General features: G+C 58.1%; 20 protein-coding genes and 1 riboswitch. Of the genes, 11 read left to right on the top strand and 9 right to left on the bottom strand.

The annotated features are described in order from the left end of the window. Nucleotide 1: 1 nt before the first annotated feature. The 3 genes from CKQ53_RS16010 to yvcK form a co-directional block, all read right to left on the bottom strand. Nucleotides 2–763 carry an ABC transporter ATP-binding protein gene (locus CKQ53_RS16010; protein ID WP_094118206.1) on the bottom strand — a complete coding sequence of 254 codons (762 nt, stop codon included), beginning with the start codon at nt 761–763 and terminating at the stop codon, nt 2–4. After that, complete coding sequence (locus CKQ53_RS16005; protein ID WP_094118205.1) at nt 760–1479, bottom strand: GntR family transcriptional regulator; 720 nt, start codon at nt 1477–1479, stop codon at nt 760–762. Before CKQ53_RS16005 ends, CKQ53_RS16010 begins: the two co-directional genes overlap by 4 nt. A gap of 337 nt (nt 1480–1816) precedes the next feature. Beyond that, complete coding sequence (gene yvcK, locus CKQ53_RS16000; protein WP_085651570.1) at nt 1817–2749, bottom strand: uridine diphosphate-N-acetylglucosamine-binding protein YvcK; 933 nt, start codon at nt 2747–2749, stop codon at nt 1817–1819. Between the two features lie 322 nt (nt 2750–3071). Then, a riboswitch (molybdenum cofactor riboswitch) is annotated at nt 3072–3217 on the top strand. Here yvcK and moaA point away from each other — a divergent pair. The 6 genes from moaA to CKQ53_RS15970 all read left to right on the top strand — a co-directional run bounded on the left by moaA (nt 3205) and on the right by CKQ53_RS15970 (nt 6762). Beyond that, nucleotides 3205–4194, top strand: a complete 990-nt coding sequence (gene moaA, locus CKQ53_RS15995; RefSeq protein WP_094118204.1) for a GTP 3',8-cyclase MoaA — start codon at nt 3205–3207, stop codon at nt 4192–4194. Its footprint overlaps the riboswitch before it by 13 nt. Before the next feature lie 37 nt (nt 4195–4231). Beyond that, the gene (gene moaB, locus CKQ53_RS15990; RefSeq protein WP_085651572.1) at nt 4232–4744 is read left to right on the top strand and encodes a molybdenum cofactor biosynthesis protein B; all 513 of its coding nucleotides are present in this window, start codon (nt 4232–4234) and stop codon (nt 4742–4744) included. A gap of 8 nt (nt 4745–4752) precedes the next feature. After that, complete coding sequence (gene moaC, locus CKQ53_RS15985; RefSeq protein WP_085651573.1) at nt 4753–5235, top strand: cyclic pyranopterin monophosphate synthase MoaC; 483 nt, start codon at nt 4753–4755, stop codon at nt 5233–5235. Beyond that, complete coding sequence (gene moaD, locus CKQ53_RS15980) at nt 5232–5477, top strand: molybdopterin synthase sulfur carrier subunit (RefSeq protein WP_085651574.1); 246 nt, start codon at nt 5232–5234, stop codon at nt 5475–5477. The genes moaC and moaD overlap by 4 nt, the downstream gene beginning before the upstream one ends. Nucleotides 5478–5479: 2 nt before the next feature. Then, the gene (moaE, locus tag CKQ53_RS15975) at nt 5480–5938 is read left to right on the top strand and encodes a molybdopterin synthase catalytic subunit MoaE (protein ID WP_085651575.1); all 459 of its coding nucleotides are present in this window, start codon (nt 5480–5482) and stop codon (nt 5936–5938) included. 113 nt (nt 5939–6051) lie between these two features. After that, nucleotides 6052–6762 (top strand): Bax inhibitor-1/YccA family protein, encoded by a 711-nt coding sequence (locus tag CKQ53_RS15970; RefSeq protein ID WP_085651576.1) that lies wholly within the window; start codon nt 6052–6054, stop codon nt 6760–6762. Between the two features lie 85 nt (nt 6763–6847). On the opposite strand, the gene CKQ53_RS15965 is transcribed toward CKQ53_RS15970, so the two are convergent. Both CKQ53_RS15965 and clsB read right to left on the bottom strand, forming a co-directional pair. Then, entirely contained in the window at nt 6848–7840 is a 993-nt protein-coding gene (locus tag CKQ53_RS15965) for a lysylphosphatidylglycerol synthase domain-containing protein (RefSeq protein WP_094118203.1), read from the bottom strand. After that, nucleotides 7837–9072, bottom strand: a complete 1236-nt coding sequence (gene clsB / locus CKQ53_RS15960; RefSeq protein WP_094118202.1) for a cardiolipin synthase ClsB — start codon at nt 9070–9072, stop codon at nt 7837–7839. Before clsB ends, CKQ53_RS15965 begins: the two co-directional genes overlap by 4 nt. Before the next feature lie 490 nt (nt 9073–9562). Here clsB and rhlE point away from each other — a divergent pair, with 490 nt between their 5' ends. After that, nucleotides 9563–10924, top strand: a complete 1362-nt coding sequence (gene rhlE / locus CKQ53_RS15955; protein ID WP_085651467.1) for an ATP-dependent RNA helicase RhlE — start codon at nt 9563–9565, stop codon at nt 10922–10924. Nucleotides 10925–10972: 48 nt separating this feature from the next. Here the strand turns inward: rhlE and CKQ53_RS15950 are convergent, their stop codons facing one another. Then, on the bottom strand, nt 10973–11875 hold the full coding sequence (locus CKQ53_RS15950) for a DMT family transporter (protein WP_085651466.1): 903 nt from the start codon (nt 11873–11875) through the stop codon (nt 10973–10975). Nucleotides 11876–11988: 113 nt separating this feature from the next. Here CKQ53_RS15950 and CKQ53_RS15945 point away from each other — a divergent pair, with 113 nt between their 5' ends. The 3 genes from CKQ53_RS15945 to cyaB all read left to right on the top strand — a co-directional run bounded on the left by CKQ53_RS15945 (nt 11989) and on the right by cyaB (nt 14817). Further along, nucleotides 11989–12861, top strand: coding sequence for an AraC family transcriptional regulator (locus CKQ53_RS15945; protein WP_094118201.1), 873 nt, complete (start codon nt 11989–11991; stop codon nt 12859–12861). Nucleotides 12862–12954: 93 nt separating this feature from the next. Beyond that, the gene (dusC, locus tag CKQ53_RS15940; protein WP_085651464.1) at nt 12955–13890 is read left to right on the top strand and encodes a tRNA dihydrouridine(16) synthase DusC; all 936 of its coding nucleotides are present in this window, start codon (nt 12955–12957) and stop codon (nt 13888–13890) included. Between the two features lie 387 nt (nt 13891–14277). Beyond that, the gene (gene cyaB / locus CKQ53_RS15935) at nt 14278–14817 is read left to right on the top strand and encodes a class IV adenylate cyclase (RefSeq protein ID WP_085651463.1); all 540 of its coding nucleotides are present in this window, start codon (nt 14278–14280) and stop codon (nt 14815–14817) included. Nucleotides 14818–14897: 80 nt separating this feature from the next. Here cyaB and CKQ53_RS15930 read toward each other — a convergent pair whose 3' ends face one another. Beyond that, a complete protein-coding gene (locus CKQ53_RS15930) occupies nt 14898–15575 on the bottom strand; it encodes an epoxyqueuosine reductase QueH (protein ID WP_085651462.1) in 678 nt (225 codons plus the stop codon). 334 nt (nt 15576–15909) lie between these two features. On the opposite strand from CKQ53_RS15930, the gene pbpG reads away from it, so the two are divergent. Continuing rightward, a complete protein-coding gene (pbpG, locus tag CKQ53_RS15925; protein WP_094118199.1) occupies nt 15910–16869 on the top strand; it encodes a D-alanyl-D-alanine endopeptidase in 960 nt (319 codons plus the stop codon). Between the two features lie 27 nt (nt 16870–16896). Here the strand turns inward: pbpG and CKQ53_RS15920 are convergent, their stop codons facing one another. Beyond that, nucleotides 16897–17583, bottom strand: a complete 687-nt coding sequence (locus CKQ53_RS15920; protein ID WP_094118198.1) for a glutathione S-transferase family protein — start codon at nt 17581–17583, stop codon at nt 16897–16899. A 127-nt stretch (nt 17584–17710) separates the two neighbouring features. Further along, complete coding sequence (locus tag CKQ53_RS15915; RefSeq protein ID WP_085651459.1) at nt 17711–18487, bottom strand: DeoR/GlpR family DNA-binding transcription regulator; 777 nt, start codon at nt 18485–18487, stop codon at nt 17711–17713. Nucleotides 18488–18954: the final 467 nt, after the last annotated feature.

The raw sequence follows: 18954 nt of genomic DNA, 5'->3' as shown, positions 1-18954 counted from the left end.
GTCAGACCTCCATCCGCAGCAGACGAACCTGTTCGCTGACCGCCTGACTGGTCGGCAGACGCGGGCGCGCGAACTCAATGTGCTGGATGTGATGAACGCGGCCGGGATTGGGTTTGAATATCATCACCCGGTTCGCCAGCACGACGGCCTCTTCGACTTCGTGCGTGACCAGCACGATAGCCATTCCGGTCAGACGCTGGATGCGCAGGATTTCGTCGTGCATGGTGCTGCGCGTTTGCGGGTCCAGTTTGGAGAAGGGTTCGTCCATCAGCAGGATCTCCGGCTGCGTCACCAGACTGCGCGCCAGCGCGACCCGGCTGCGCATTCCGCCGGAGAGCTGATAAGGCCAGTAGCGAGCGAAGGCGGACAGCCCCACCAATTCCAGTGCCTCAGTCACTCGACGTCGCCGTTCGGTCGGACTGAGCCGCAGTGTCTCCAGACCGAAATTCACGTTCTGCTGTACGGTGCGCCACGGCAACAGGCGATCTTCCTGAAACAGATAGCCGATGCGCTGCCAGTGCCGGAAGTGCGCGGCGGGTTCGCCCTGAATCATCAGCGTCCCCTGATCGGCGTCTTCCAGCCCGGACAAGATGTTGAGCAGGGTGCTTTTCCCGCAGCCGGACGGGCCGAGCAGCGCCAGAATTTCTCCCTGACCGAGCGTCAGGGAGACGTTGCGCAGCACCGGGAGCGCGCCGAAGGTTTTATCAATGCCTCGCGCTTCTAGCGGAAATGCAAACGGGGTGTCGTGCGGTTGGAAACTCATGGCTGAAGTCTCCGTTCAAGAATGGGCAGCAATGCGCCGTCGCGGCTCAGCGTGGCGTAGACTTTTTCCAACGTCATCGTCTGAAAGGTTTCGATATGGCGGCGGGCGATTAGCTCTACCCGCTTGGCATCGCCCTGACTGAATGCCTCGATCATCGCATTGTGGTCGTGTTTGATTTCCGGCTTGGTGCCCTGCACGTTGAAGCCCAGCGCCACCAGCCGCGCCATTTCGTCCATCAGGCTCGACAGCATGGCGATCAGATGATGGTTGCCGGAGGCCTGGGCGATGGTCAGATGAAAGCGTTTATTGGCGTTCATGAAGACGTCGATTTGCCGGGAAAGCGGCGCGCTGATCTCCTCCCGGCAGGCGGCCTCCAGACGGCGCAGTTCATCGAGATCGACCCGGCCCACCGCCAGACGCGCGGCCAGCGGTTCCAGCTGAGCGCGGATGGTGAAGATTTCCTCGACGTCCTGCACCGTGACCGGCGCAATCTGATACCCCTTGCGCGGACGGGAACGGATCAGGTTTTCATGGCACAGCCGCGCCAGCGCCACCCGACAGGTGCTTTTGCCGATATCGTAGCGTTCCATCAACGCCTGTTCGGTGATCATGGCCCCCGGTAGCAGCTTGCAGCACAGGACATCGCGACGAATACGTTCCCACGCGCTGTCGGCCTGAGATTGCGGTGCGCTGTCTTTGGCCTGCGATATCACCATCTGGAGATCCTCAATGGACGCTGTGAGCTGCTCACAGAGCGGGGTTGGGACGCTTAATTGAGGGCCAGTCTATGAAGCAGAAAAGAGAACCACCACCAAGAAATATGGCGATAGATATGCACATAAGGTCTTAACTGAGCAGCCCAGACAAAGACCCGTTCGGAATCAACAGGACGCGTGCAATCATCCTGTCATCGCGGCGGCTGAGGGCGCGTTGACGGGGCAAACATGACGGTGAAGGGGATAACATTCAGGGCGGCAAAACGGTCACCGTCGAGATGACGGCAACCTTATCCAAAAGTGTCTGCGTAGGGGTAAATCGGTTCGGAAAACAGGGTCAGGCGGTTTGACGATGAAGGTTTAACGCCAGCTGTTCCTGCGTGTGGGCGATAGCCTCGCGCAGCAATTGACGGTCGTGGTGGTGGGGGACGTCAGCCGCCGCCAACGGTTGCTGGATCAGCAGGCGATCTGAGAGGGCATCCGTGTTCATCTGCGGACCGAGGATCACCGCGTCGATAATCCGTCGACCCACTTTGGCTTCAATCATTTCTATCTGATGTGAGGTGGTGAGCTGCGAAGCCGCCGGGCTGAGCTCCTGATCCAGATTGGCGATATAGACCATCGGCGCGCTGCTGTGGTAGAGGGCGACGGTCAGATCTTCCAGCAGCAGCAAGGGCATCAGGCTGGTCAGGAAACTGCCGGGGCCGATAAGCAGCAGATCGGCGTTGGCGATGGCGTCCAGCGCTTCGCGCGTGGCGGTCACGGCGGGAAACAGGCGCAGATCCTGCGGCAATGTCGCCAGCTGATCGACGGCGACTTCGCCATAGACCGGAAGGCCCTGCGCGTCCGTCGCCAGCAGGTCGGCGGATTGCTCGGACATCGGGATCAGTTCGGCGTCAATCTGTAGCAAATTGCGGATGAGATTAATCGCCTCCAGCGGGCGGACGCTGAGATTGTCCAGCGCCTTGAGCATCAGATTGCCCAGATTGTGCCCGGCCAGTTCGCCGCTGCCGCCGAAGCGGTATTCGAACATGGCGGAGGCCGCGCTAGGCGTGGTGATCAGCTGATTTAGGCAGTTGCGCGTATCGCCCCAGGCGATGCCGCCTTCGGAGCGACGGATGCGGCCGGTCGATCCGCCGTTATCCGTGGTGGTGACGATGCCGGTCAGGCGTGAGCCGAGAAAAGAAAGTGAAGACATTACGCGCCCCAGACCGTGTCCACCTCCCAAAGCCACCACGCGCTGGAGATCGGTCAACGTGAGATTACGCATAGATGCCTCACCTAATTAAATAAATAAAAAAACGTAGCGGATATATATCACACTGCCCGCCGGTCGCGCATCACGCACAAGGAAAATTGTGCTGAAAAAGCGGGGCTTAACGGTGCGGCGCGCGACTTGCCACACGCTCGGGGCAGACACTGTGGGGAACGACCAGGCCGAGTTTTGCCGGGGCGAGCCATGCCATCGGAATAAAAGAAAAATCCGCTATATACAGATATATACACCGTATTTTCAGTGACTCGTCGCCAATATTGGCGATAGACTCTATGCTGAAATCACGGTTTCGTTGACGTTGTCACACCACGCGGAAGCGAAATCAAAACTCCTAGCCTGAATGCCTACGTTATGCCCGGTCGCGTAATAGGGTGCTCAGGCCGTGGCCTGTTCGGTCACCAGGGTGCGCGGTAGAAATGCCCGCATCTCCCGTATTTGGAAAGGTGTTTATGGTGAATCAACTGACCGACGCGTTTGCGCGCAAGTTCTACTACCTGCGCCTGTCGATTACGGACGTCTGCAATTTTCGTTGCACCTACTGTCTGCCCGATGGCTACCGCCCCCAGGGCAAGACTCCGCGTCGCTTTCTGTCGCTGGATGAAATCCGCCGCGTCAGCCGGGCGTTCGCCTCCATGGGGACGGAAAAAGTGCGGCTCACGGGAGGCGAACCCTCGCTGCGCCGCGACTTTATCGACATCATCGCGGCGGTGCGGGAAAACCCGTCGATCCGAACGTTGGCCGTGACCACCAATGGTTATCGGCTGGCGCGTGAGGCGGCGCGTTGGCGCGACGCCGGTCTGACCCATATCAACGTCAGCGTAGACAGCCTCGACGCCCGGCAATTTCACGCGATTACCGGACAGGACAAGTTTCGCGAAGTCATGGCCGGTATTGATGCGGCGTTCGCCGCAGGCTTCCCCAAGGTCAAAATCAACACGGTGTTGATGCGAGACGTCAACGACGGCAGCCTCAACGCCTTTCTTCATTGGATCAAGTCGCGCCCGATACAGCTGCGTTTCATCGAACTGATGGAAACCGGCGAAGGGCGCGAACTGTTTCGTCGTCATCATGTCTCCGGTCAGACGATCCGCACACGTCTCTTGCAGCAAGGCTGGCAACCGCAGGCGCGTCAGCGCAGCGACGGCCCCGCCCAGACATTCTCTCACCCCGACTATCAGGGTGAAGTGGGGCTGATCATGCCGTACGAAAAAAACTTCTGTCAGAGCTGCAACCGGCTGCGCGTTTCGGCGATAGGCAATCTGCATCTGTGCCTGTTCGGCGAGCAGGGGATCCCGCTGCGGGATTTGTTGGCGGATGATAGCCAGTTGGCGGCGTTGCAAGATCGCATCGCGGGCGGCCTGAAGCTGAAAAAAGAGACGCATTTTCTGCACGAAGGCGACAGCGGCATCACGCCCAACTTGTCCTTTATTGGCGGGTGAACCCGTGTTGAACATAGAAGTGAAGTAAGGAGAGAGTATGAGTCAGCCCAGTGAAACATTTATCCCACTGCGTATCGCAGTCATGACCGTGTCCTCGCGTCGCACCGAAGCGGACGACACCTCCGGCGACTATTTGCGCGAAGCCGCGCAGGAAGCGGGACACCAGGTCGTCGCCAGCGCCATCGTGCCGGAAAATCTGTATCAGATCCGCGCCCGAGTCTCTGACTGGATCGCGAGTGACCATGTGCAGGTAGTGCTGATTAACGGCGGCACCGGGTTTACCGACGGAGATAAAGTGCCGGAGGCCATCAGCGTGCTGTTTGACCGTGAAATGGCCGGGTTTGGCGAGCTGTTCCGCATGGTGTCCTATGAAGATATCGGCACGGCGACAATACAGTCGCGCGCGCTGGCCGGTCTGGCGAACGGCACGGTGATTTTTGCGATGCCCGGATCGACCCGCGCCTGCCGCACCGCCTGGGAGCGCGTTCTGCAAGAACAACTGGACGCGCGCCAGAAGCCCTGCAACGTCCATCCACATTTGAAAAAATAACGATAACTATGACTCAATTGACGCACATTAATGCCGCCGGGGAAGCGGCGATGGTGGATGTTTCCGCCAAGGCCGAGACGGTGCGCGAAGCCCGCGCCGAAGCGTTCGTCGCGATGGCCCCTGAAACGCTGTCCATGATTATCGAGGGCCGCCATCACAAGGGCGATGTGTTCGCCACGGCGCGTATCGCCGGTATTCAAGCGGCGAAACGGACCTGGGATCTGATCCCGCTGTGTCACCCATTGCTGCTGACCAAAGTGGCGGTAGAACTGGAAGCGCAGCCGGCGCACAACCGGGTGCGCATCGAATCGCTGTGCCGTCTCACCGGCAAAACCGGCGTTGAGATGGAAGCGCTGACGGCCGCCTCTGTGGCGGCGCTGACGATTTACGATATGTGTAAGGCGGTGCAGAAGGACATGGTCATCGGCCCCGTGAGGCTGCTCGCGAAAAGCGGCGGCAAGTCCGGCGACTTCCAGGCGGAGGACGCATGATCACCGTGCTGTTTTTTGCTCAGGTCAGAGAGCTGATTGGTTCGGAGCGAGAGACGCTGCCCGCGACCTTCCCGACGGTGTCCGCGCTGCGGCAGGCGCTGTGTGAGCGCGGCGATCGCTGGGCGCTGGCGCTCGAAGACGGCAAGCTGCTGGCGGCGGTTAACCAGACGCTGGTGGCGATGAATCATCCGCTGCGCGACGGCGACGAAGTGGCCTTTTTTCCGCCGGTGACGGGAGGATGAGCATGAAAGCGACTCGTATTCGGGTTGGCGCGGACGCGTTCAGCGTGGGCGAAGAGTATGCCTGGCTGGCCGCCTGCGATGAGGATGGCGCGGTCGTCACTTTCACCGGCAAAGTGCGCAATCATAATCTGGGCGAAAACGTCAGCGCCCTGACGCTGGAGCACTATCCCGGCATGACCGAAAAAGCGCTGGCGGAGATCGTCGAGGAAGCGCGCGAACGCTGGCCGCTACAGCGTGTCAGCGTGGTGCATCGCATCGGCGCGCTCTATCCGGGCGACGAAATTGTCTTCGTCGGCGTTACCGGCGCGCACCGGGGCGCGGCGTTTGAAGCCGCTGAGTTCATCATGGACCTGTTGAAAACCCGTGCGCCGTTCTGGAAGCGGGAATCGACGGAGGAGGGCGACCGGTGGGTGGCATCGCGAGACAGCGATCGTGAGGCCGCCCGGCGCTGGACGCGATAAAAGCCGTGCCGGGCGGCGTGTGTCTGGCCGGTGGCCGGGCGATTTTGTGGTAAACTTTAGCTCGGAGGGCAATTATTTGCCTGGGATCGTTTACTCAACACAAAGGAAGCATCATGGATCGATATCCACGTTCCAATGACTCGATTGTTCAGCGTGCTGGCACCAGCATGCAGACCTATATGGCGCAGGTTTATGGTTGGATGACCTGCGGCCTGCTGCTGACGGCATTTGTCGCTTGGTATGCGGCGAATACGCCTGCCGTGCTGAAGCTGGTTTTCTCAAGTCAGATCACCTTTTACGGGCTGATCATCGCGCAGCTGGGCCTGGTCTTCGTAATTTCCGGCATGGTGAACCGTCTTAGCGGAACGGTGGCGACCGGTCTGTTCATGCTCTATTCGGCGTTGACCGGATTGACGCTGTCCAGCATTTTCATCGTCTACAGCGGCGGCTCTATCGCCAGTACCTTCGTCATCAGCGCCGGGATGTTCGGTGCGATGAGCCTGTACGGCTACGTGACCAAACGCGACCTGAGCGGACTGGGCAGCATCCTGTTCATGGGACTGATCGGCATCCTGCTGGCGACGCTGGTCAACTTCTGGCTGAAAAGCGATGCGCTGACGCGCGCCGTCACTTACATCGGCGTGGTCGTGTTCGTCGGTCTGACTGCGTACGACACGCAGAAGCTGAAAAATATCGGCGAGCAGCTCTCTTCCGATGACAAAGATAATTTCCGGAAATACTCCATCGTCGGCGCGCTGACGCTGTATCTGGACTTCATCAACCTGTTCCTGATGATGCTGCGTTTACTGGGCAACCGCCGCTAATCGCACTCGGACAGTGGCGTGAAAGGAAAACAGGGAGCTGAGGCTCCCTGTTTTTTTGTGAAGAGAAACGGCGTCGTGATGCGGGTCACAGCGACTTTTCCGGCTCCTTCGCCAGCGCCTGAAGGTTCTTCACCCGCAGTTTTTTGGCGCGGCCTTCCAGCCACAGGTAAGGCCCCAGCGCGAGGATTAACGGCGCGATATAGTACAGCGCCCGGTAGGCCAGCAGCGCGGCGATGATCTCCCCGTGAGTGAACGGCCTGCCCGCCAGCAACGCCATGAATATCGCCTCTAATACGCCAATCCCCGCAGGCACGTTGGCGACCAGACAGGCGATGCTGGCGATCAACAGAACGCCGAACACCAAAATGAAATCGACTCTCTGGCCCAGCAGCAGCCAATTAATCGCGCCCATGATTAGCCAGTTCAGCGATGACACCAGCAGTTGCAGGAAGGCCATTTTCAACGACGGCAGCGAGAACTTCATCCCGCGAAACGGCAGACGACGGCGGTGAGAAAAGGCGCAGAGCCATAGATAGCCGACGATCACCAGCAGCAGCGTGTAGCCAATCAGACGCAGGGCGACGTCGCCGATCACCCAGTTTCCCGGCATGTGCAACGGGCCGAAGGCAAACACGCCGCCAGCCAGCAGGATATAGCCCAGCCAGTTAGTGGCGATGCTGAGGGAAAACATTTTCGTGATGGTGCTGCTTTTCAGTCCCAGCCGGGAGTAAAGCCGAAAGCGCATGCCCACGCCGCCCACCCAAGCGCCGAGCGTGAAATTGAACGCGTAGCAGATCATCGAGACCAGCAGCACCTGCAAGCGCGGGAGCGGATGACGGCAGTAGGCGCGTCCAAGCAGATCGTAAACGCCGTAGAGCAGATAGCTGACGACGACCAGACCGGCGATGAGGTACACCACCTGTCGGTTGTAGCTCAGAATCGCATGCAGGACCTCCGTCCAATCCACCTGCCGCGCAAAGATGACCAGCAGAACAACCACCGCAATGAGAAACAGCGTGGCGATACTCTTTTTGAGCAGCGTTTTCTTCTTGTTCTTCTTGCGACTACGAACATTCATGGACGCGTGATCTCCTGTTGTGGTGTCGTTAATTCCTTTGCAGTCTCGTCAGGCGGGCTGAGCAGTTTGAGTCGCGGCGTATGCGCGGGCAGCCAGCCGACCAAGGCGGGGAAATGGCGTAAAAAGTGGAACACCACGACGTTTTGCATCAGCCGCCAGTAAGACTGCTTAGGCAAATGGTCCGGCTCCACGCGCAGAGAATCCTCCGTCATTAGTGAGTACAGATGTTCGCGCAACTGCTGGTTGAAGTCGCGATCATGAATGATCAGATTAGCCTCCAGATTGAGCGCCAGACTCAGCGGGTCCAGATTGCTGGAGCCGACGGTGGTCCATTGATCATCCTGCAACGCGATTTTCCCGTGAAGCGGGCGGCGGCGATACTCGTAGATCTCCACGCCCGCGCGCAGCAGATAGTGGTACAGCATGCGGGCGCCGACCAGCACGATCGGCATGTCCGGCTGGCCCTGAACGATGAGGCGCACGCGCACGCCGCGGCGTGCGGCTTTACGCATTGAACGCAGCAATCGATAGCCAGGGAAAAAATAGGCGTTGGCGATCACGACCTCTCGCTTGGCCTGACGGAGCATATAAAGATAATGCTTTTCGATATCGTCACGGTGAGAGGCATTATCGCGATAGACGAACAGCGCCTGTGCGTCGCTCGGATGGCGGTTGCGCACCGGGCGACGGAAGCGGTTACGCCACCAGCGTTTCGGCGGCTCTTCACGCGCCAACACGTCCATGACATAGCGATAAATGTCTTGTACTACGGGTCCGCGCACTTTGACGGCATAGTCCTGCTTGGCGTCTGGCCCCGCATCGGTCATGTGGTCTTCGCCATAGTTGATGCCGCCAACCCAGGCGGCCGTGCCGTCAACCACCACAATTTTGCGGTGCAGACGGCGGAACAGATTAGTGCGCATGCCGAGCAGTCGCGGACGCGGGTCGTAGAAACGCACGTGGACGCCCGCCTCAATCATCGGCGCTAAAAAGCCTGCGGACAGATCGTGAGAGCCGAAACCATCCGCCAGCACATCCACGCTGACGCCGCGCCGCGCAGCATCGGCCAGCACATCGCGCAGTTCGGTGCCGATCGTATCCTCGAACCAGATGAAGGTTTCCAATACCACGTGGCGCTGGGCCTGGCGAATGGCGGAAAAAACGCTGGGATAGAAAGCGTCGCCGTTGACCAGTAGCTCGAACTGATTGTCATCACGCCATGTCGCTTTCATCCATTTTTCTCCTGGTAGAGCTGGAAGGCACACCGCCGACGGAGGCGCGCGATGCCCGTGACAAAGTGTAGACTGTGGCATAGACGACGTACCCAGATCCATCCTAAATTCAGTAGGATCGGACCGCTGTCCGTGTGTCGCTGAGTGTCAGGCGGCGGCGGGGACCTACTGGCTTGCGGGGCGGCGGTTGGGTGACGGCCATACGGTAAAATCGCGCTCAGATTCATGGCGGTGAAAATCGCCAATCGACGAAATCGTAGGGCGTAGGAGGCGTTTCTCGCCTTAAACTGTGACGCAGGTAGAAAAATCCCTGATAGTCATCATTTCCTGATACAATCATTGGCAGTTATGCACCGTAGTTTGTGCCCATTCATCTGGGTTAGCGCATCGCGTACGCACACCGAACGTCGCGCCGATACCCATCTTGTTATCGCCCTGGAAACTACGCCGACTTATGTCCGGTCAGGGTCGATCTGGAGTTGTTCTCAATATGTCTTTTGAATCTCTCGGCCTGAGCGCCGATATTTTACGTGCCGTGGAAGAGCAGGGTTATCGTGAGCCGACGCCGGTACAGAGTCAGGCGATCCCGCTGGTATTGGCTGGCCGCGACCTGATGGCAAGCGCTCAGACCGGTACGGGCAAAACGGCGGGCTTTACGTTGCCGCTGCTGCAAATGCTCAGTTCGAAGCCTATGTCGAAGGGCCGTCGCCCGGTTCGTGCGCTGATCCTGACGCCGACCCGTGAACTGGCGGCGCAGATTGGCGAAAACGTCCAGTCTTACAGTAAGTACCTGAGCCTGCGTTCGCTGGTCGTGTTCGGCGGCGTCAGCATCAATCCCCAGATGATGAAATTGCGCGGCGGCGTGGATATTCTGGTGGCGACCCCGGGTCGACTGCTGGATCTGGAACATCAGAATGCGGTAGACCTGTCTCAGGTCGAGGTGCTGGTTCTGGATGAAGCCGACCGTATGCTGGATATGGGCTTTATCCATGACATTCGTCGCGTGCTGTCGAAATTGCCGACACGCCGTCAGAACCTGATGTTCTCCGCGACCTTCTCTGATGACATCAAAGGGTTGGCCAACTCTCTGCTGAACAATCCGGCCTCCGTCGAAGTGGTGCGTCGCAACACGCCGTCAGAACTGGTGACGCAGCATGTGCACATGGTCGACAAAAAACGCAAACGCGAACTGCTGTCTCAGCTGATTGGTCAAAACGAATGGCGTCAGGTGCTGGTCTTCACCCGGACCAAACACGGTGCTAACCATCTGGCTGAACAGCTGGAAAAAGACGGTATCACCGCCGCGGCGATCCACGGCAACAAGAGCCAGGGCGCACGTACCCGGGCGCTGGCCAACTTCAAAGACGGTTCCATTCGTGTGCTGGTGGCGACCGATATCGCGGCCCGTGGTCTGGATATCGACCATCTGCCGCACGTCGTGAACTATGAGCTGCCGAACGTACCGGAAGATTACGTTCACCGTATCGGCCGTACCGGCCGTGCCGCCTCTACCGGTGAAGCGCTGTCGCTGGTCTGTGTCGATGAGCACAAACTGCTGCGCGACATCGAACGTCTGCTGAAGCGTGAGATCCCGCGTATGGCCGTTCCGGGCTACGAACCGGACCCGACGATTAAGGCCGATCCTATCCAGAACGGTCGTCAGGGTGGCCGTGGCGGTCGTCCGTCATCGGCTCCTCGTGGCGGCGGCGGTGCGCGTCAGGGTAATCACCGTGGCGGCGCCGGTGAGGGTGGTCGTCCGGCTCGTCAGGGCGCGCCTCGCTCCGGCGGTGGCGCGCGTGACGGCCAGGCTCGTCGCGCTCGTCCGAGCCACAAACCGGCGTCCAAAGCCTAGTTTGTGTGACAGGCGGCCCTCGGGCCGCCTGTTTCTTCAGGTGTCCACTCAGACTGCCTGCTGGGACGTTAGCGCCGTTTTACGGCGTGGACGGTAAAACATCACCGCATTGCCCGCCAGAATCAACACCAGCCCTAACACCGCATTCGCCCGCCACTGATAGCCTTCGAATACCGTTGAGAGCGAGAGCGCCACCAGCGGGAACAACAGCGTGGCATAAGCCGCCTGACTCGCACCGATACGACCTACCAGCAGGAAATAAGCCCCAAAGCCGACGACCGATCCCACAACGGCGAGATACCCCAGCGATCCCAAATAGCGTGCCGTCAATTCGGGGGTGAAGTCATAGCCCATGAATACTCCAGCCATGCCTACGGCCAGCGCCCCGTAGCACATGCCCCAGCCGTTGGTCGCCATAATGTCGCGCCCCTGCCGTTGATGCTGGATGCTGATAATGTTGCCCAGCGAAAAGCAGTAGGTCGCCAGCAGGCATAATCCGGCTCCCATCAGTAAATGCGAGCCTGCGTCGATCTGCGTCAGGTCGTGCCAGAACAGCAGGACGACGCCCGCCAAACCCAGCGGCGCAGCCAGCCACACATTGCGCGTCAGCCGCTGGCCCAGCATCAGCCGGGCATTAAACGCGTTGAACAAGACCGCCATCGAGAAAATCACCGATTCAAGACCACTCGAAATCCAGACGATGGCATGATAGAAACAGATCATATTGATGCCGAAGACGGTGACGCCCTGCACCATGCAAAGCAGATGTCCGCGCCACGATAGGGGCCGCAGGCGACCGGTCAGTTTCAGGAACGATAACAGCAGTGCGGAGGCGATGGCGAAACGCCAAAAGACCGACACTTCCGGCGGCACGCTGCCATGCTGTAGGCTGATCGCCAGCCAGGTGGTGCCCCAAATTAGGACGACGAGTAAATAAAGCACGATATTCATGGAGGACTCTCTGTTACGGCGGATACCCTTTAATATCCAGCTGAACAGGCAGGCGCGCTGTCACGGATTTGCGCTGGTTACCATCAAATTGCGGTTTTTTCATAGGGGACATCATGGCGAGCTATGAGGCACTGAACGTTTTGCAGCACTATAAAACGCGTTTGCGGGATTCGGTGGACCTCAATAACGGCGTCAGTCTAGCGTCGTGGCAGAACAGCCACGACCGTGTCACGCTGGAAAATACCAATCATCACACCCTGAGCCTGTATATCGCCGGGGGCTATGAGTCCTACCATAAACGGCCGGACGGCTGGTTCAACGGCGGCGGCCCGGATCGCTTTTGCCTGATGCCGAAACACAGCGTTTCCACGTGGGATATCCGCGGCGATTTGCAGTTCGTTCACCTTTATTACACCGACGACCACCTGCGCGAGCTGGCTGAGCAGATCTGGGATCGCAGTCCGGCGAGCCTGCGACTGGAAGAACGGGTCTTTGGCGACGATGCGCAGATTGTCAGTCTCTATCGACACTTTCTGCTGCAGCACAGCTGGCAAGACGCCGCTGACCGGCTCACGCTGACGACCGCCTCGACGCTGTTGATGACTCACGTGCTGCGGCGCTATACCCAGTTGCAGTGGGCGCTGCCGACGGTGCGTGGCGGACTGGCGCCAATGGTTCGTCAGCGCATTCGGGCGCTGATCGACGCGCGGCTGGCGGAACCGCTGACGCTGGCGGACCTAGCCACCGAGGCCGGGCTGAGTGAATTTCACTTTGCGCGCATGTTCCGTCACAGCGAGGGGATGGCGCCGCATCAGTTTGTGATGCGGATTCGCCTCGAACGTGCGCACCATCTGGTTCGCCATACCGCGCTGCCGATGACGGACATTGCGTTGGCATGCGGATTCAGTTCCTCCAGCCACTTCAGCCAGCGCTTTCGGGCCGCGTATGGCGTCACGCCTTCGGTGATGCGGCAAAAAAGCGAATAGGGATCGCCGCGAGAGACGGTGTTTTCCGTTGCGTTGGCTCGTCTGCTGACAGTACCATTGCGTGCCGATGTTGATGTGAGCTGAATAATAACTATGCGCGTGCTGCTGGCCCCGATGGAAGGGGTGTTGGACTCTCTGGTCCGTGAACTGCTGACTGAAGTGAATGATTACGATCTGTGCATTACAGAATTCCTGCGCGTGGTCGATCAGCGGCTGCCGGTCAAATCCTTTTATCGCCTGTGCCCTGAACTGCATCATGCTAGCCGCACGCCGTCGGGGACGCGGGTGCGTGTTCAGCTGTTGGGGCAGTATCCACACTGGCTGGCCGAAAATGCGGCCCGCGCGGTGGAACTGGGCTCCTACGGCGTCGATCTGAACTGCGGATGTCCGTCGAAGCTCGTGAACGGCAGCGGCGGCGGGGCCACGCTGCTCAAAGATCCGGAACTGATTTATCAGGGCGTCAAAGCGATGCGCGCGGCGGTGCCGGAGACGATGCCGGTAACGGCGAAAGTCCGGCTGGGCTGGGCGTCCGACAGCCATCGTTTCGAAATCGCCGATGCCGTGCAGCAGGCGGGGGCCACCGAGCTGGCGGTCCACGGTCGCACCAAAGAGGACGGCTATCGGGCGGATCGCATCAACTGGGACGCGATTGGCGAGATCCGCCAGCGGCTGACCATCCCGGTGATCGCCAACGGCGAAATCTGGGATTATGCGAGCGCGCAGGCCTGCATGCAGGTAACGGGGTGCGATTCGGTGATGCTGGGGCGCGGGGCGTTGAACGTTCCCAACCTGAGCCGGGTCATCAAATATAATGAACCCCGGATGCCGTGGCCGGACGTGGTCCGGCTGCTGCAAAAATACGTGAGGCTAGAAAAGCAAGGCGATACGGGCATGTATCATGTCGCGCGCATCAAGCAGTGGCTGGGTTATCTGCGTAAAGAGTATGACGAAGCCGCTGGCCTGTTCGCCGAAGTGCGCGCGCTGACGTCCTCCGGCGCGATTGCCCGCGTTATCGACGCCGCGCATTAATCCTTTCCTGCCGGCCGGCGCATCGGTTCAGCCACGTTGAACAAGGTACTATCCCCTCCGTAGGCGCTTGCCAGCCCTTTCTCAAGATAGGGCTGGCAAGCGCAGGTCGTTATATCCAGACGTCATTAGCGCAAAGTCAGACTTTTGTTGATAATAGCCGCGATCTTCATAGCGCGTTCAAATGCGCCATTGCAGCTGCCTGCTCCATGCCTTATTTGGCGTCGCGGTCAGCGCCGTTTTTTTTCGTCAATTTTTAGCCTGTAATAAGGCGTTTACGGTTATCTACCGCTGTTATTCATGGCAATGCCGCAATGAAAAAATTAATTAAAACACATTTCTTTCTGGGAATGATTTTCTAGCCAGGGTCGCCTGTAATGGAGAAAGCCAGTGATTGAACATTTCAGAGGAAAATATGAGGTTGCATTAAAGTTCAGCATTCAAGATATTGCCGCTTTCCGCGAAAGATTATTCAGCCTGCATCCTGAGTCTTTTGTTTTTGAAAATAAAGAAAGCGATATCTATTACGATACGGTGGAACAATCGTTAAGTCATAAAAATATCAGCATGTTATTACGATGTATGGTGCCCTCCGGCATTAAGCTGTGGATCGTCAAAGGGCCGCGCTCCGGCTGCAGCGAGACGGTGAACGTGGAGTCATTTGAACGCACCGACAGTATGCTGAAAACGCTAGGATTCCAGCCGGTATTCGAAGTGAATAAAACACGAAGTATTTATTTTTTAGATACTTTTCAAATCACGCTGGATTATATCGAGTCGCTTGGTCATTACGTCGGAATATCTTGCATGACGGAGTATGAATCGGAATTAGATCGTCTGGGCGAAAAATGTCAGGAGTGTGCGCTAAGGCTTGGGTTGCAGCTGGATAATATTGAATATCGCTCTTATCGTCACTTATTGGGGCATTAATTATCGGAGTGAAAACGCGCTGCTCTGATTCGAGCAGCGCGGGGCTTTTGAGCGTTGATTCACAGGCAATGCCGGAGTGATCAGGACGCGGGCTCGTCGCCGTAAAAGAGTTTGCCGATGCGGATGATATCCCGGCCTTGCGATTTACGGTGTTTATTGGCATCGCGCAGCGAATAAATACAGCCGCAGTATTCCTGCTGGTAGAAACGCTCTTGCTTGCTGATTTCGACCATGCGCGCCGAGCCGCCCTGTTTGCGCCAGTTGTAATCCCAGTACACCACGCCAGGGTATTTTTGCGCCGCGTTGATCCCGCACTGGTTGACCTGCTGCATGTTCTTCCAGCGGGAGATGCCGAGCGAGCTGCTGATGGCGCCAAAGCCGTTTTCATGCGCGTACAGCGCCGCGCGTTCAAACCGCATATCAAAGCACATGGTGCAGCGTTCGCCGCGCTCCGGTTCCCACTCCATGCCTTTCGCTCGCTCAAACCAGTTATCTGCATCGTAGTCGGCGTCGACAAACGGTACGCCGTGTTTTTCGGCGAAGCGAATGTTTTCCTCTTTGCGGATCAGGTACTCCCGCTGAGGGTGAATGTTCGGATTATAGAAAAAGATCGTGTAATCAATGCCGGAAGCGCTCAACGCCTCCATCACTTCGCCGGAACAGGGGGCGCAGCAGGAGTGAAGCAACAGCTTATCCGCCTCGTTAGGCAGCTCAAGTTTCGGGCGTTCGAAGGTTTTGACGGGGTGTGCATTGGACATAAAGCAATCCACTAATAATGAGAAGAAATTAACCTTATTGAGATAAATTATTAACTATCGCAACAACAATTACAATCGGTCGTCCATGACGACCTCGGGCGAAAAATGAAGATGCCGCCGGGGCGACGTTTAGCCGGGGCATGATGTTATCGGGATGCGTCCGGGCATGCCAGCCTAATCTGCCTGCGAGGGCGCCAATCCGCCCCGCAACGGCCTGTCAAACTTTGTCACAAAGCTTTTACCGTTGTCCCGATGCGCGGGGGAAGGGGCGCAACTATAATGCCCGGGTCGTCCTGAACCCTTTCCGCCAAATCAATTTATAAGCTACTGAATAATGAATAAAAAAATACAGCTTTCGCTTTTAAGTCTGGTGCTGATGTCCGCATCGGTCTGGGTCGCCTCGCCCGCGGCGGCTAAAACGGTGGCCGCCTCATCCGCGGCCTCGCATCAGGAAATCGCCTCCGGCAGCGCGATGGTGGTCGATTTACTGAATAACAAGGTGCTGTATTCGAGCAACCCAGATGTGGTGGTGCCGATCGCTTCAGTGAGTAAGCTGATGACGGCGCTGGTGGTATTGGACGCCAATCAGCCGTTCGACGAAATGCTGACGGTAGATATCAGCCAGACAAAAGAGATGCAGGGGGTCTATTCCCGCGTGCGTCTTGGCAGCGAAGCTACCCGCCACGACCTGCTGCTGCTGGCGTTGATGTCCTCGGAAAACCGGGCCGCCGCCACGTTGGCTCATCATTACCGCGGCGGTTATAAGGCGTTTATCACCGCGATGAATGCCAAAGCTCGCGCGCTGGGCATGATGCATACCTATTATGTGGAGCCGACCGGGCTGTCGACGGAAAACGTGTCTACGGCGCGTGATCTGACCAAGCTGCTGGTCGCCAGCCGACAATATCCGATGCTCAGCCAGCTGAGCACCACGCACGAGAAAATGGTGACCTTCGCTCATCCGGCTTATACGTTGCCGTTCCGTAATACCAACCATCTGGTCTACCGCCCGGACTGGAATATTCAACTGACCAAAACGGGTTTTACCAATGAGGCTGGCCACTGTCTGGTGATGCGAACCGTCATCAATCAGCGGCCGGTGGCGCTGGTGGTATTGGATGCTTACGGTAAATATACCCACTTCGCCGATGCCAATCGGCTGCGTAACTGGCTGGAAAGCGGCAAGGTCAGCCCGGTGCCGCCCGCCGCGTTAAGCTATAAAAAACAAAAGGCGATTGCCCAAAGCTCGCCTCAGCGGTCTTCCTCCGAGATCGCGTTGACGTCGGCGGAGTAGTCTCCGCCGTTCGGGCGGTCGGCGTTATCAGCCGACCGTGCGTTCATCCTGCTCCAGCGTGCCGTATCTCGCCCATGTCGCTTCGTGCTCCTGCTCACGCCACGGTTCAAGCTGGGCCTGTTCCAGCCATTGCTGCATAGCCGGCAGCGCCAGCAGGGTGGTGTAATACTGCTTCGCCAGCGGCGTCAACGGCAGCCCATAGGTTCGGATGCGAAAGACTACCGGCGCGAAGAAGGCGTCGACCGCGCTGAACTGCACACCGGCCAGGAACGGTCCCTTGAACCGGGTCAATCCCTCTTCCCACAGCTGATTCACCCGCGCGACATCGCGCTGCAGCTCCGGCGTAATCTCATGCAGTTTGACGCGAATACCGCAGTTCATCCCGCAGACTTCGCGCAGGGTGGGAAATCCTGAATGCATTTCCGCCGAGGCGCATCGCGCCCACGCTCGCGCGGCGACGTCATCTGGCCAGACATCCGGATGACGTTCCGCCAGATATTCCACAATAGCCAGCGAATCCCACACGGTGAGATCGCCATCGACGAGACAGGGCACCTTACCTGACGGCGAAAATGTCTTGAAAGCGGGCTGACTGATACCGGGGGAAAAAGGCACCAGCGTCTCCTCGAACGGGATATCCAGTTCTTGTAACAGCACCCACGGGCGTAGTGACCAGGAAGAATAATTTTTATTGGCGATATAAAGCTGATACATGGCGGAGCCTCACAGGCAGATAGCGTTCAGATTTGGGGTATCGGTGCTGCGGGTGGAGTGAAACCGGAATTCACTATGCCTCACGCCCGCAGACTACACAATGCGCCAACGGGCCGTTCGGGCTACATCAGGCGAGGATCACCTGTTGGCAGATGTCTTTCAGGGCGGAATAGTCGCGGTTGAATTCGGCGGCGGCGTCAGTGACTACCATATCAATTTGTGACATCGGGGCATAAACCACACGGCTGGTGACCCCGATCTTGGTGTGATCGGCCAGAATAATGGCGGTCGTGGCAAATTCGATCATCGCGCTCGCAATCGCCGCCTCGGTGTGAGAGAAGCTGCTGGCGCCCGCGGCGCTGGAGATGCCGACCGGCGACATCAGGGCGACATCGGCCCGGTAGCGTCGCAACTCGTTGGCCGTTTGCGCGCCGATGGTGGCCTGGATGGAAGCGCCGACGTGGCCGCCCAGTAGAATCACCTCGTGCAGTAGACGGTCTTCTGCTTCCTGCGCGGTCAGTTTGAGAGCGACGTTCAGACTGTTGGTGATGATGGTCATCCCCGGCATGGACAGCAGCTCCTCAGCGAGCAGTGTGGTGGTGGTGCCGGCATCGACGAAAATGGTTTGTCCCGGCTGAAGCTGCTGCACCGCCGCGCGGGCGATGGCCTGCTTCTCTTTTTCACGCACCGTACGGCGTACCGATAAAGGCGGCTCCGGCTCGGGACCGGTGGCGACGATCCCGCCGTGGACGCGTCGCAGCATTCCCCGGGCTTCGAGTTTAAGAATGTCTCGCCTGACCGTTTCGCGTGAAACGCCGAGATGTTGAATAATCTGCTCTGTACTGACCCGGTTTAACGTCGACAGTAATGCACGGATACGGTGCAACCGCGTTTCTTCTAACATGAGATTCTTTTCCTGAGGGTAATACACCCACTAATGGTGTTAACAATAGGCGGTGAGCTTCCGCTATTGCGCCGGATAAGCCATAGGGAACGCCGCGTAAAGCGCCGTCCGGCGGCCGCACAATATCACTTAAGGCGCATTTTCACTCCCTTATTGCCGAATTCCTGTGGCCGTTTTGCCGGCTGTCCGAGGTGCAATGAGGAGTCTATGGAATAGGGCTGTGTGTTTTTGTGCGTATTTGGGGGTTTCGTGTCGAAGGCTGTGCGTAAAAACGTCCCCGGTGTATCAATCATATAGCCGTCGTGAATCATACACGTTGATCCTGACTTAGGACAAATGCACAAACCAAGCGTAGTTTTTCTGTGTGTTAAATTCAAAAAAGCAGATGCGAAGGCGCGTCGCCGTGCATTCACTGGCACCAAAATAGTGCATATTTTTGCGTTTGTGTATTTTATTGCTTTTGGTAT

The organism is Lonsdalea britannica, from assembly GCF_003515985.1.
GTDB classification, from domain to species: domain Bacteria; phylum Pseudomonadota; class Gammaproteobacteria; order Enterobacterales; family Enterobacteriaceae; genus Lonsdalea; species Lonsdalea britannica.
The sequence above is the reverse complement of the archived record's forward strand: the minus strand, read 5'-3'. Positions and strand labels throughout refer to the sequence as shown.